Source organism: Nonlabens spongiae, assembly GCF_002117125.1.
In the GTDB taxonomy this organism is placed as follows: domain Bacteria; phylum Bacteroidota; class Bacteroidia; order Flavobacteriales; family Flavobacteriaceae; genus Nonlabens; species Nonlabens spongiae.
This window is the reverse complement of record NZ_CP019344.1, coordinates 2,163,252-2,176,947: the sequence shown is the minus strand read 5'-3', so window position 1 is coordinate 2,176,947 and position 13,696 is coordinate 2,163,252. Positions and strand designations below refer to the sequence as shown.

Below are 13,696 nucleotides of genomic sequence, written 5' to 3'. Positions count from 1 at the left end.
ACCTTTCGATTTTAAAACCTAAATTTGAGCAAATTCGACTTTTGAATACCAGAAATCTGATATTGATACTTGCCACAATAAGCATGATCTCCTGTAATAATGAACCTATGAAAACGTCTTTGCAACTAGGCGATGAGTCTCTGAATATAAATTTATCAGCACCCATCGACATCAGTACGACCATTCAGCACGATGCTGGAGTGGGAGCGTGGTACATAGACCAGCCCAAAATCACACACGTTGAAGTAGACGGTTACGTGGGTAAAGTCGCTCTAGGTGGCTCGACTAATTTTAATGACGTGTTTTTTAACCCGCACAGCCATGGGACGCATACCGAGTGCATTGGGCACATAACTGAGGAATTTCACAGCGTTCACGATGTGCTCAAATCTGGTACTTTTTTTAAAGCTCAATTGATCACGGTGCAGCCTGAACAAAGAGGTGATGACTTGATCATTTCAAATGATTTGATAGCTGAGCTTGAAAATGGCGTTCAGGCGGTGATCATACGCACGTTGCCCAATGGCGATGAAAAATTGAGTCGCAATTACTCAAATACAAATCCGCCGTATTTGCTGGAGGAGGTGGCGTTACGCTTTCGCGAAAGCGGAATACATCATCTTCTCATAGACCTTCCCAGCGTAGACAAAGAGAAGGACGATGGTAAACTATTGGCCCATAAGGCATTTTGGGATTATTCTGGAGACCAGCGTCTGGACGCTACCATCACGGAGCTGGTTTACGTGCCCGAAGAAGTCGAGGACGGCATTTATGTGATGGATCTACAGCTGGCGCCTATAGAAAATGATGCGGTGCCATCAAGACCTATTTTATATGCGACCAAATAATTTGATATTGACCAGACCTCGGAGATCTCAGCAAAGTAGACATCCTGTTTAATCGTAAATTAGCGGCATGGAATTACTCTTCATAGGTCTTGCAGCCGGAGCTGTTGTTGCGTTTTTTGTTTTTAGGCTTTTTGGAAATCTTGGTAAGAAAGAGGACCGCCACCAGCAGAGCGTCGTGCTCATGGAAAAAATCAGGTCGGTATGTAAATTCATAACGGTCGAGGGTGACTTCTCTGAAATCTACCATTACCAGAATGTCAAGGATAAGATTGCCAATTTTTTACTCGGTAAGAAAAAAGCAATCATTTTAGTAAATGCCAAAGCGCATATAGGCTTTGACCTATCAAAAATCGAGATGTCCAGCGATACAGAAAATAAAACGATCAAGCTCACAAATTTCCCGCAACCTGAAGTCTTGAGCATCGAGACTGACTTCAGTTATTACGACAAGTATGAAGGCTGGGCAAATTCCTTCACCAGCGATGATCTTACAGAAGCAAACCGCAGTGCAAAACAGCATATTGTAGATAAAATTCCAGAAAGCGGCCTTATGAAAGCCGCCCAGCAAGAAGCTCTGGGAGCGATCCAGATGATGGAAGGCCTTGCCGCAACCATAGGCTGGAAACTTGATTACAGCGCGATGGTGATTGATGGAGCTGGTGACTATAAAAAACTAAGTCAAAGTGATGGATAAGAATTTATACATCATAGCTAGCTGCAATGGTTCGGGCAAGACAACCGCGTCCTATACAGTTTTACCGGAAATTTTGGATTGTCATGAATTTGTAAATGCTGATGAAATTGCCAGATCTCATGAAAAAAAGTTGAAGATTAGAAACTATAGTCTTGGGGAGCTCTTATATGAAAAGTATTATGAAGAAAACTAATAATTCAAACCAATTAGATAAGATTATTGAGGGTCTCGATTTAGCTTTCGATAGAATGCTTGAATTCAAGAAATACAAAAAAACTCCTGTAATAGTTGAAAAGGACGGGAAGATTTTAGAGATTGATCCTGAAGTCCTTATTGAAGAACGCAATAAAGAAAAAAAGTGTTCATAACCGATCTTCAAGACTACTGTGAGTCTAAGAAAGGTGTGACCTCTCATTTTCCATTTGATAACGATACGTTGGTTTATAAAGTCATGAACAAAATGTTTTGTCTGACCAGTCTCGAGAAATGGGAAAACGGAGCGCCATCTGTAAATCTCAAGTGCGATCCAGAAACAGCAATTGAATTGCGCGCCGAGTACGGAGAAACCGTTACCGGTGGCTATCACATGCACAAAAAACACTGGAATACCATATGCATCAATCGCGATATGCAAGATGATGCCGTTTTCAAATGGATCGATCATTCCTATGATCTCATCGTTGCAAAATTGCCTAAAAAAGATCGCGATCTACTCAAAAACCTTTAAGTGAACGATACCCTTATCCAATTATATCAAAAGCGAGCAGAAGAATTCACGCTCGAAAAGAACAAGTTACAGCAACAGTTACGAGTATCCAGTCTTATAAGACTGCTGGTATTTCTTGCCGGTGGTGCTGCCGTATATTTTTTATGGGAAAACTGGCAACTGGTAGTAATAGCGGTGGTTGTAACGCTGGCGATCTTTCTTTTTTTGGTTTCTAGGCATAGTGATTTAAAACGCGATCGTGATTTTAAACAAGCTCTGATCGACATTCAAAATGAAGAAATTAAAATCGGGAAAAGAGATTTTCTGCACCGCGATGACGGCTCCAGGTTTCTTGAAGATGATCATGAATACAATCGGGATATTGATCTTTTCGGTAGAGGGTCGATTTTTCAATACCTTAATCGCAGCGTCACTCGTGAAGGGATAATTACGCTTGCGCGAAAGCTCAATAGCAACGACATCTTTGAAATTACAAAAAAGCAGGAAGCCGTCAAGGAGTTGACTCAATTGCTTGATTTCAGACAGGAATATTCTGCTACAGCAACATTGCTGGAAAACAAACAAAGTCCAAGTGATATTGCCGTCTGGTTGAAGAAACATCGCTCATTTGTTCCGAATATATTTTCTTGGTTGCCGTGGCTGTTTTTTACACTGAATATCCTTCTAGCTACTGCTTACTTTTTAGACTTTGTCAACGGCTATATTTTTTCAACAGGCTTTTTTCTAGGACTAGCGATTACAGGTCGTTATGTTAAAAAAATAACGCAATTCAGCAATGAAATTAGTGAGTTAGAACTGTTTTTCAATCAATACTCCAGTTTACTGCGGCAGATCGAGCAACAAGAATTTTCAAGTGAATTGCTTAAGGAGCAACGCGATCAAATTTTGACTGATGGCAAGCCGGCTTCTGCTCGATTGAAAGAGCTCTCGGCTGCTATCGGTAGGCTGGATCAGAGGAATAATATGCTGTTTGGAATTTTGGCAAATGGCTTCGGGTTGTGGGATTTGAAACAGGTACAAACCATAGAATCCTGGCTGGAAGAGAATAAGACACACCTTACACAATGGCTGGAAGTCGTCGCTGAAATCGATGCGATGAATTCCCTGGGCAATTTTGCCTTCAACCATCCCAATTACATTTTTCCAAAGATTGAAACAGGCGATTTTCACTTGAAAGCAGAGGAAGCCATCCACCCTTTACTTGATCCACAGAAGGCAATCGGTAACACAATTGATATTTCATCTGGCGAGTTTTTTATTATCACGGGTGCAAACATGGCTGGGAAAAGTACCTTCTTGCGAACGGTTTCCACACAAATCGTTTTTGCTAACGTGGGTTTACCTATTTATGCAAAATCAGCTTCCTACGCTCCTACAAAATTGATCACCAGCATGCGTACCAGCGATTCCCTGACGGATGATGAATCCTACTTCTTCAGCGAGCTGAAGAGATTGAAGTACATTGTCGATAAGATTGAGCAAGAAGCCTATTTCATAGTCCTCGATGAGATCCTTAAGGGAACCAATTCCCAGGATAAAGCAAACGGATCACGGCGATTGATAGAGAAGCTTTCGCGAAAGCGTGCCACAGGAATCATAGCTACACACGATTTGAGCCTTACAGAAGTAGCAAATGAGTACGATCAAATCTCCAATTACTTCTTTGATGCAGATATCACTAACGATGAGTTGACTTTTGACTACAAGTTTAAAGATGGCGTGGCGACAAACATGAATGCCAGTTTTCTATTGCGTAAAATGGGAATTGTAGATGCGTAAGGGGTCTGAGGAAATAGTTTAGTGATGCTGCAAGTAAGAGATATTTCATATAGCGTTGCTACCAAAACTGGTGATAAACGCATCGAGCTGCTCAAGAATATTTCCATAGACTTAGACCAAGGTCATTCTCTCGCTATCATGGGAGAAAGCGGTTGTGGAAAAACGACCTTGCTTAAATTCATCTATGGTTTATTGCCGTATGATAGGCAAGAAGTGATGTGGAACGGTGAGCCATTGAAAGGAGCTGAGGACACGCTCATCGCAGGTCATGAGATGATGAAATATGTGCCACAGGAATTTGAATTAATGCCCTATACCACTGTATTTGAAAACGTAGGTGAACACCTGTCCATTCAAACAGATGATCGTGAATCTCGGATTCATGAATTGCTGAATGTCGTGGATCTTGCAGCTTACGGTTCTCGTAAAGTTAAGAACCTATCAGGAGGTCAGAAACAGCGAGTCGCCATCGCAAAGGCTTTAGCTCAAGAGCCCAAATTGTGGCTGCTGGATGAGCCTTTCTCGCATATAGACAATTTTAGAAAGAATGATTTGAGACGTAGACTGTTTGAATATCTTGAAGCGCATCAGATAAGTTGCATCATCGCCACTCACGATAAAGATGATGTGCTTTCTTTTACAGATGAGACATTGATCCTGCGCTCAGGAAAAATAGAAGACTACCGCTCAACTCATAAGGTGTATTCTGATCCAAAAAACGTGTATTGTGCATCCCTTTTTGATGAGGTCACAGAGTTGGACGGATCACTTTTTGGAAAAAAGGAGACACTGATTTTGTATCCACATCAACTGGTTGAAGTTGAAAAAGGCGGGATAGAAGTCGAGGTTGAGAAAAGTTTCTGGACTGGTAGAGACTATTTGATAGCAGCTGATTATAAAGAAAAAAGAGTTTATCTAAAAAGTGTCGAAAAATTTGAATTAGGTAAGAATATCAGGATTGACCTTAATTCCTAAATCTTATAATCCATATCGTTTTTCAAATTGTACAGCTTGCGTTCACTGTTATTGATTCCCAGCAAACCGCATAAGACAAATACAGCTAGAGATAATAAAATCAGGCAGTCATTAGGGCTGAACGATGCTCCTTGATGTTTCCATATAAAATAGATCAGAGCTGCGCTGGTCATAATTACCGTAGCTAGAGCAACCAATTTGATCATTCGGATTTTGAAAATTCTTTTTTTGAGATCCATAGCCTGAATTTTTATAGTTAGAACCTAATTATCTTTTTTGAAAAAATAGATTTTAACCCGTACTCCTTACCACTTTGAGATTGCTCTACGTGTGGTTTTGGAGAAAAAATCATGCTTGCTCCTATAGGGATGATCGTAGTCCAGATGCTTTCTTCCACAAACTGAACCGTAATAAATCGTACGATCAGAAAAATTGCTAGGAAACTGATCCCGTAGATTAGAAAGACGCGCACTTTAGGGCTCATAGTTAAGAGTTTTGATCTGCTTTTTTCTATAAATTTAACGCTCAATAGGGAGAAATGTTATCCGCTAAAGAATTAGTTCTTAACAGATTTTTACGTAAGAATAAGATTGTGGAATGAATCAACCAGCTTTGAACTCTTTCAGGTAGAAGGGTTCAAAGTAGGCAACATCTTTCTCAAACTCTTGATTACGGAATTTTTCCACTGCAAGGTCACACATGGTTAAAGCTGTAGGGCGAGAGGTTTGAATACGTACATTCTGATTTTCGATGATATCTTCAAACTTGGAAACTCCTGTTCCTAGAATAACCGTTGGCTCGTTAAAATACTCTGAAAAACTATTTTGATCTAAAACAACAGCCTCAACTTCAGTCTGCGGTAGGTTATTTTGAAATACTCGCGCATATACTTCCATACGCCTGGCATCAAGAAAAGTGATGCATTTTTCAATATCAGAATTGTTCTGAAAAGAGAGGGCGGTGAGTGTATCAATCGAGATTAATGGTATGTCTAGGGCGTAGCACAAACCTTTTGCCGCTGAAACGCCTATGCGCAATCCAGTATAGGAGCCAGGTCCAGCGCTCACAGCTATAGCACTCAAATCTTTAGTCTGAATTTCATTGCGGTTTAAAATCTGCTCTATGAAAACATGCAGCCTTTCACCGTGAGAGTAATTGTCACTCTGATCTTCTATGAGATCGATGCAATTAGAAATACCGAGGGAGTTTGAAAAGTTCCCGCTTTCGCCAGCGAGCGCAACACTACAGTTAGTAGATGTAGTTTCTATACAAAGAATGTGCATGCTTAATCTTCTTCTGATACCTCTTCTTGATCAGTTTCTACATCGCGTGAGGAGCGATCTTTTTTGCTGCGTACTTTCTTCCCAGATTTTAGGATGTTTGTAACAGTACGATATGGTCCAGTGATGACTTGATCACCTTTCTCAAGTCCTGAAAGTACTACGATGTTTTTATCATCTTGAATACCTGTAGTGACCACTTGTAAATCAGCTTTTCCATCTTTTGCGAGATAGACACATTCAAACTTCTCTGCGTTTATGCTGATATCTTTTCTGCGTTTCTTCTCAGTCGTATCATTTTTTACCACAATAGAGCTGATGGGCACTGCAATAGCATTTTCAGCTACTTCTGTGATGATGTCCACGGTTGCGGTCATACCTGGCTTGAATGGGCTGTAATTTTCACCTTTACCTTCAAGCAGGTCTTGATAGCTTTCTGGTAAAATGCGCACCTTTACTTTGAAGTTTGTTACTTGGTCAGCCGTCAGTTGTCCACTAGCGGTGTTTGCGATTTCAGTAACCTGGCCTCTGAATTGTTTTTTCAAGTAGGCATCTACTTCTACAATGGCCTCGTCACCTACCTCTATCTTTACAATATCATTTTCATTGACATCTACTTCCACCTCCATGCGAGAAAGATCTGCTACTCTGAGCAATTCAGTTCCTGCCATTTGCTGGGTTCCTACAACGCGTTCACCTAATTCTACCGCTAGAAGGGAAATGATTCCAGTCATGGGAGCGTATATTGTGGTACGGCCCAAATTATCAGTAGATTCATTTACCGTTGCCCCAGCGCTTTGTACAGAATAGTAAGCAGAACGTTCAGCGGCTTGAGCGCGCTCGTAGTTTGCGGTAGCCGTGTCATAATCTGCTTGCGAAATAACACCTTTTTCAAAAAGTTTGGTGCTGCGCTGGTAATTAGCTTTTGCTTCGGCAAGAGAAGCGCGTGCCTGCTGGTAGCCAGCTTGTGCGTTTGCCAATCCTGCCCGAGACCTGCTCACGCTGGATTGTAATAAATCAGGATTGATACGGGCGAGAATATCACCCTTTTCCACTTTTTGACCTTCTTTGATAGGTAATTCAATGATCTCACCTGGAACCTCAGGAGAGATGCTTACCTCAACTTCAGGTTTAATTTTACCGGTCGCACTTACCGTTTCGGTTACATTCATTGTTTCTACCGGCATTACTTCCACCAGCGTCCCATCTTCTTTATTCCCTGAGGAGAATACAAAATAGGCAGCTACTGCAAGCACTGCTATAATTGCTAGAATGATTACCGTTTTTTTCATAATTTTATAATTTCAATTCACTTGGTTCTACCCCAAAATAAAGTTCCAAAACTTTAAGTCTAAATAAGTAGTCAAACTTAGCCTGGTTCAAGCTGATTTTTGCGTTGTTGTAACGGAGTTTACTCTGACTGAAGTCAAACGCATTAGTAAGGCCTACATTATAGCGCTCCTCAGCATAATCATATGCTAATTCTTGAGATTCCAGTGCTTTTTGTGCTGCCTCATATGCCTTTTTTGAACCTTGAGCGTCAACATAAGCTTGATACACATTGCTTTCCAGATCTAACTTTGCTTGCTCCAGCTGGTATCTGGTACGTTCTAGATTTACTTTACTGCGTTGCACTCGACTGCGTACACTAAAACCATTAAAAATAGGTACATTGAGAGAAAAGCCATATCCTATACCATCGTTGAGATACAATTGTTCTACAAATGGATCTGCACCTACTACTACAGTTTCAGTGTTAGGAACTTCACTTAAAACGCTCTGGCCTGTACCTTCTACGAATCCTATCTCACGTGTAGTGGTAGGATTATCAGGATCAGCCAGGCGTGTATCAAAAGAGGTGGCGTCTGTATATCTCGTATCATATCCAAAGAATGCGCTAATTGTAGGGTAATAAGCTCCTCTGGCAATTTGAAGATCTTTTTCTGCGAGCTCGACATTTTTTTCGGCGATGATGACTTCAGAGCGATTTTCTTCGGCTGCATTAATTAATTCATTCACTGGTTTTTCTGAAAAACTCTCGTCGATGATTTCAAAATCGCTATCCACTATGTCAAAACTTGCATAGTCATCCAGTAATAGAAGCTGGGCCAGGCTTACTTTACTTATAGTCACAGCATTTTCTGCGGCAATGATCTGCTGCTGTTCCGTGGCATCTTGAGCTTGGATTTCCAGTAAATCACCCTGAGGCAACTGCCCAGCATCAACTAATTCTTGCGTTTGATCTATTTGTTGAAGAGTTACCTCATTTTGAGCTACGAGGGTTTTAAGATTAGCCTTGTTAGTAAGTATCTGGAGATAATTATTTGCCACAAACAAAGAAATGTCATCCTTCATTTTATCAAGGCGGTACTGACTCGCAAGCTTAGCGATGTCAGCCCTTTGCACTTGTCTGATATTTCTTAAACCATCAAAAACATTATAACCTACATTAACCCTACCAGTTACCGATAAAAATGTGGTAGTTTGAGCATTGTTAGTAACCGGGTTGAAACTCAAACCAGTATTTTCTGAAACACTCGCGCTACCGTTAAGAGTAGGCAATAAACCTCCTAACGCATCAAGTTTGTCAGCATCTGCAGCTTCTAGATCCAGTTCACTTTGCTTGATTGAGATATTGTTGTCAAGAGCATATTCTACACATTCTCTCAACGTCCACTTCTTGGCGTTGCTTTCAATGGTTTGTGTGGTTTGCGCTTTTCCTCCTACGCTAATTCCTAAAAATAGTATGAATAGGCACGCTTTCGCGAAAGCGAGATAGTAATAGCTGTTGTGCTTGCTCCGGCGGACAGGCGTGAAAGCGAGACCCAAAAAAGCTAATCCGTAAATTATATAGTTTTTCATAATCGTACTCTGGTTGTTTGTGTCGAGAAATTATTTTTTGTTACAAAATTAGCCACCATATCCACCACGGCCCTGTGGAGCCTTAAGTGGATTCCAGATTTTGAGCTTATCCTCCTTAGAAATCCCATCCTTGATTTCTACGTAAATACCATCGCTCAATCCTAAAGTTACATCGCGGCGCTCAAAGGTCTGGTCGCCAATTGCAATTTCTACATAGGGTTGTTTAGTTTCAGGATCGTACTGTATAAGCCCTTCTTTAACAGAAAGTACACTGTCTGCCTTATCGAGAATGATGCTTGCGTTTGCACTCAAACCAGCTCTTACAAAAGCGCTGTCTTTTTCTATCTCTTTAAGCGTTCCTTTTATAGAAAACTGAATGGCACCATTTTCTGCAACACCTTTAGGTGCGATGTAATCTAGAATTGCTTCATACTTGCGGTTATCGTAAGCGCCTACGGTAATTTCAAGCGGGAGACCTTCTTTGATCTTACCTACCTCACTCTCGTCTACCTTACCCTCAAAAATCATTTTGGTAACATCTGCAATGGTTGCGATAGAAGTACCTTCATTAAAGTTATTTGCTTCAATGACCTGATTACCTTCTTTTACCGGTACGTCCAGAACCATTCCAGAAACGGTGGCACGAACATTTGTGTTTGCATACTCGCTTAAACCAGAGGTGGTACCGGTCTTTATAATATCAAAATTCTGTTGGTTCCCCCTCAGAGCGACTTGTTCTTGCTTATACCGCTGTACGGCATTATTGTAATTATTTTGGGCAAGATCAAAATCGTTTGCAGAAATCACTCCTTTGTCAAAAAGCGTTTTCTGACGGTCATAAATCGCTTTTTGATTTTCCATGGCAAGGCGCGCCGTTTCCACAGATGTTTGCTGCGCCGCAATGCTGTTCTTAGCGCTCGTCAAAGAGTTGATATTAGGAACAACCTTGATTTCTGCAATTAGATCTCCTGCCTCAACAAATTCACCTGCCTCCACGTGAATTTTATCAATAACTCCTGAGATATTGGGCTTGATGTTAATTTCTTCTTTGGGTACTATGTTACCGGTTGCGACCGTTTCCTTAATGATGGTTTGCTCGCTAGCGGTTTCAGTTTGATATACTTCTGGATCTTCTAGATCTTTAGAATATATATACCAGATTCCTACGGCTGCGGCCGTAAAAATGATCAACAACGTGATGATGGTTCCTGTACGTTTCATGTATTAATGGTAGTTACTTGTGTTATTCAGTTCTTAAAGCGTCTACTGGTTTCATTTTAGTTGCACGAGAAGAGGGGATAAAGCCGGCCAGTAATCCAGCTAAAATCAATATGCATAAAGCAATAAAAACCACGTTAATGTTAACCGTGGGGTTTGCAAAGTTGTCCACGTCTCCTGCTTGAGCTAGTAAGTAATTCATGATCCAAATCATTCCAGCGGCAAATGCGATCCCAGCTAGTCCAGAGATGAGTGTCAATACGATAGATTCTTGCAATATCTGAGCTTTAATATTCCAAGGAGTTGCCCCAAGAGCTCTTCTTACACCTATCTCGTTAGTTCTTTCCTTTACAACAATGAGCATAATATTACTAATCCCAATACCGCCAGAAAGCAAGACCAAACCACCCACGAAGAATCCCACAAAACCTAAAATGTCAAACAATCCGGTGAATTTTGCAAATTGTTCTGCAAGGTCAAAGTTTCCTATAGCTCTCTGGTCATCAGGATGGACACCACGCTGTTCACGCATTATAGAAAGTACTTGCGATTTCAAATCTGTCATACTTACGTGGTCATGAGCAGTTATCGCCATCCACCCCACGTTGTCCCCAGAATTAAACGCTTTTCCAAAAGTGGTGAATGGCACAAAGATATTGTTAGCTTCTTCCTCGCTGTCTCCCTGACTGTTTGGGTTATCAAAAACGCCCACCACCTTGAAATTCACTCCTTGAATACTGATGTACTGGCCTATAGGGTCTTCACCTATATCAAATAAGCCTTTTTCAACTCCAGTGCCTATTACAGCGGTCTTCATGACCTTGTCAATATCAGAGTAATTAATCCAGCGGCCTTTGAGAATATCCATGGGCTGCTGTTGTTTAAACTCTGGATAATCTCCATTCACCTGAAAAGCTCCTGTCTTGTCACCTCTGGTGACATTATTTGCTCCACGGAAGCCACCTAATTGTAAGCGTGGTGAAACAATTCTAAGATCGGGAATCTCGTTTTTTAACGCTTTTACATCGGCGAGCTTGAATTGAACACGGCGACCTTTGTTCATCCCTTTATAAGCCATAGAGGTACTTTGTCCCCACATAAACATAGTATTTGTGGCGCGATCACCAAAGTCTGCAGAAACACCATTCCTCAACCCATTAGTTAAGGCGAGTAGAATCACAAGGATAAATATTCCCCAGAAAACCCCAAACGCCGTAAGTATGGTTCTCAATTTATTTGAATTGAGCGCCTCTAGTATCTCGTTCCATCGATCTCTACCAAACATATTATTCGTCTCTTAAAGCTTCTATGGGTTTAATGTGAGCGGCTCTACGAGCCGGGAAGAATCCAGCTAGTGCACCAGCTACAACCAGTATGATTACAGTGGTGATTGCCGTATTGAAATCTACCTTAGGATACTTGATAAAATCAGTCTCCACAAGTGGAGATACGATTTCTAATAAACCGACTCCCAGGAACAGACCTATAAGACCGGCAATACTTGTTATGAAAATAGATTCATGCAACACCATCCAGATGATTTCACTGGGCAATGCACCTAGCGCTTTTCTTATTCCTATTTCCTTAGTCCGTTCTTTAACTACAATAAGCATGATGTTACCCACGCCCACTACACCAGCTATGATAGTACCAATTCCTATAAACCAGAAAACCGATCGTATCGTAGCGATCAATCCAAATACCTTTTCTGCTTCTTCTAGAGTGTCATAAACCCCTATGGCAACACGATCGTCAGGAGCAACTTGAAAACGCGTTCTCAAATCTTGTTCAATAGCTTCTCGCATTGCAGCGCTTAGCGCGACTGTCTCGTCAAAGGTGTCTGCCATTTTAATGGTGTATGCAATTCTATTGAGATTTTCTCCGGCGTTGAAAACTTTTTGTGCGGTAGTAATGGGTATAAAAAGTCTTGTTTCCTCTCTAGTTCCTCCAGGATCTGTGTAAACACCTACTACCGTAAAGTTTACAGTGTTGTTAAGGATGATAGTTTTTCCTATAGCGTCTTCATCTTTAAAAAGATCTTCTTTCATCTGGTAACCTATCACGGCTACTTTTCTAGAATTATCTATGTCGCTTTGATTTAGGTAGCGGCCACTGGTCATGGTAGCATTTTCAATCCATTGCTGATCTGGAGATGCTCCTTCTATGCGATAGTTCCCTTGTTGGTTTTTATAATTAACCTGTCCAGACCAGATGTTGTAAAGCGGAGTTTTGTACTCGATTTGTTCCGCATATTTAGCATTTAGATTTTCATAGTCTGAATTGCGCAACTGTAGTCTCCTGCCTGGATTAAGTCCCTTATATTCTTTTGTAGTACTGCGTACACTTACCTGAATTCTGTTGGTAGCATCTTGCTCAAACTCGGTGCGTACACCCGTTTCAATACCTGTAGAAACCCCAAGTAGGATTACAAGAATGAATATCCCTGAGGCTACTGAGAGGCTGGTTAAAAAAGTACGCAATTTATTCTTGCGTATGGTCTCAAATATTTCTTGCCAGCGCTCTAGATTAAACATGAGCGGCAGCTTTGATCTGATTGACTAAAGTGTCATCGATAATTCGACCATCTTTTAGGTTTACGATGCGCTTGGTCATTTCTGCAATGTCAGGCTCATGTGTCACGATTAGAATGGTGCGCCCTTCATCGTTAATACCCTGAATCAAGTCCATGACTTCATAAGATGTTTTGGTATCTAGAGCTCCGGTAGGCTCATCGGCAAGAAGGACTTTTGGGTCACTAGCAAGTGCTCGCGCGATGGCAACACGTTGTTTCTGTCCACCAGAAAGTTGATTGGGTAAATGGTCTGCCCAGTCTGCCAGTCCTACTTTTTCAAGATAGTGTAGGGATTTCTCATCACGCTCTTTACGACTTACGCCCTGATAGTACAGAGGTAGGGCAACGTTATCAATTGCAGTTTTGTAACTGATCAGGTTGAAAGATTGGAAAATGAACCCCAAAAATTTATTGCGGTATTTTGCGGCAATTTTCTCATTCAGATTTTTGATAGGGACATTATCGAGTACGTAGCTACCTTCATCTGCTTCATCAAGCATTCCTAAAATATTTAATAATGTGGATTTTCCTGATCCAGATGAACCCATGATGGAAACCAGCTCACCTTCCTTAACAGAGAAGTCGATCCCTTTAAGTACGTGCAATGAATTGTTCCCTGTTTTATAGGATTTGTGCAGGTTTTTTATTTCAATCATGGTTAGTGCATTGAATTGTCCGAAGACTGCATGTTAAACAGACCTCAAAATTGCTACCATGTTACACCTACCTACCTTAAAACTA

15 protein-coding genes and 1 pseudogene are annotated in these 13,696 nt (G+C 41.1%); 7 read left to right on the top strand and 9 right to left on the bottom strand.

All coding sequences use genetic code 11. The features are described from left to right. Positions 1-107: 107 nt before the first annotated feature. The 7 genes and pseudogenes from BST97_RS10045 to BST97_RS10015 all read left to right on the top strand — a co-directional run bounded on the left by BST97_RS10045 (position 108) and on the right by BST97_RS10015 (position 5,023). Positions 108-848, top strand: a complete 741-nt coding sequence (locus BST97_RS10045) for a cyclase family protein (RefSeq protein ID WP_085768223.1) — start codon at positions 108-110, stop codon at positions 846-848. 67 nt (positions 849-915) lie between these two features. Next, positions 916-1,542, top strand: coding sequence for a DUF4230 domain-containing protein (locus BST97_RS10040; protein ID WP_085767107.1), 627 nt, complete (start codon positions 916-918; stop codon positions 1,540-1,542). Further along, a pseudogene (locus tag BST97_RS16000) lies at positions 1,532-1,657 on the top strand (zeta toxin); the annotation flags it as partial. The gene BST97_RS10040 and the pseudogene BST97_RS16000, both read left to right, overlap by 11 nt. Positions 1,658-1,721: 64 nt before the next feature. Beyond that, positions 1,722-1,910 carry a hypothetical protein gene (locus BST97_RS10030; RefSeq protein WP_085767106.1) on the top strand — a complete coding sequence of 63 codons (189 nt, stop codon included), beginning with the start codon at positions 1,722-1,724 and terminating at the stop codon, positions 1,908-1,910. Next, entirely contained in the window at positions 1,901-2,269 is a 369-nt protein-coding gene (locus BST97_RS10025) for an MmcQ/YjbR family DNA-binding protein (RefSeq protein ID WP_085767105.1), read from the top strand. The genes BST97_RS10030 and BST97_RS10025 overlap by 10 nt, the downstream gene beginning before the upstream one ends. Beyond that, on the top strand, positions 2,270-4,048 hold the full coding sequence (locus tag BST97_RS10020) for a MutS-related protein (RefSeq protein ID WP_085767104.1): 1,779 nt from the start codon (positions 2,270-2,272) through the stop codon (positions 4,046-4,048). Positions 4,049-4,072: 24 nt separating this feature from the next. After that, positions 4,073-5,023, top strand: a complete 951-nt coding sequence (locus BST97_RS10015) for an ABC transporter ATP-binding protein (RefSeq protein WP_085767103.1) — start codon at positions 4,073-4,075, stop codon at positions 5,021-5,023. Here the strand turns inward: BST97_RS10015 and BST97_RS10010 are convergent. From BST97_RS10010 to BST97_RS09970, 9 genes are all read right to left on the bottom strand, one after another. Next, the gene (locus BST97_RS10010) at positions 5,020-5,262 is read right to left on the bottom strand and encodes a hypothetical protein (RefSeq protein ID WP_085767102.1); all 243 of its coding nucleotides are present in this window, start codon (positions 5,260-5,262) and stop codon (positions 5,020-5,022) included. The genes BST97_RS10015 and BST97_RS10010 overlap by 4 nt on opposite strands. A 17-nt stretch (positions 5,263-5,279) precedes the next feature. Then, positions 5,280-5,507 (bottom strand): hypothetical protein, encoded by a 228-nt coding sequence (locus tag BST97_RS10005; protein WP_085767101.1) that lies wholly within the window; start codon positions 5,505-5,507, stop codon positions 5,280-5,282. A gap of 118 nt (positions 5,508-5,625) precedes the next feature. Further along, positions 5,626-6,306 carry a tRNA (adenosine(37)-N6)-threonylcarbamoyltransferase complex dimerization subunit type 1 TsaB gene (gene tsaB, locus BST97_RS10000; protein ID WP_085767100.1) on the bottom strand — a complete coding sequence of 227 codons (681 nt, stop codon included), beginning with the start codon at positions 6,304-6,306 and terminating at the stop codon, positions 5,626-5,628. 2 nt (positions 6,307-6,308) lie between these two features. After that, on the bottom strand, positions 6,309-7,595 hold the full coding sequence (locus BST97_RS09995) for an efflux RND transporter periplasmic adaptor subunit (RefSeq protein WP_085767099.1): 1,287 nt from the start codon (positions 7,593-7,595) through the stop codon (positions 6,309-6,311). A 4-nt stretch (positions 7,596-7,599) separates the two neighbouring features. Next, positions 7,600-9,165 (bottom strand): TolC family protein, encoded by a 1,566-nt coding sequence (locus BST97_RS09990; protein ID WP_085767098.1) that lies wholly within the window; start codon positions 9,163-9,165, stop codon positions 7,600-7,602. Positions 9,166-9,213: 48 nt separating this feature from the next. After that, complete coding sequence (locus BST97_RS09985; RefSeq protein ID WP_085767097.1) at positions 9,214-10,386, bottom strand: efflux RND transporter periplasmic adaptor subunit; 1,173 nt, start codon at positions 10,384-10,386, stop codon at positions 9,214-9,216. Between the two features lie 22 nt (positions 10,387-10,408). Further along, positions 10,409-11,668 carry an ABC transporter permease gene (locus BST97_RS09980; RefSeq protein ID WP_085767096.1) on the bottom strand — a complete coding sequence of 420 codons (1,260 nt, stop codon included), beginning with the start codon at positions 11,666-11,668 and terminating at the stop codon, positions 10,409-10,411. Position 11,669: 1 nt separating this feature from the next. After that, the gene (locus BST97_RS09975; protein WP_085767095.1) at positions 11,670-12,917 is read right to left on the bottom strand and encodes an ABC transporter permease; all 1,248 of its coding nucleotides are present in this window, start codon (positions 12,915-12,917) and stop codon (positions 11,670-11,672) included. Continuing rightward, positions 12,910-13,611, bottom strand: coding sequence for an ABC transporter ATP-binding protein (locus BST97_RS09970; protein WP_085767094.1), 702 nt, complete (start codon positions 13,609-13,611; stop codon positions 12,910-12,912). The genes BST97_RS09975 and BST97_RS09970 overlap by 8 nt, the downstream gene beginning before the upstream one ends. Between the last annotated feature and the right edge of the window lie 85 nt (positions 13,612-13,696).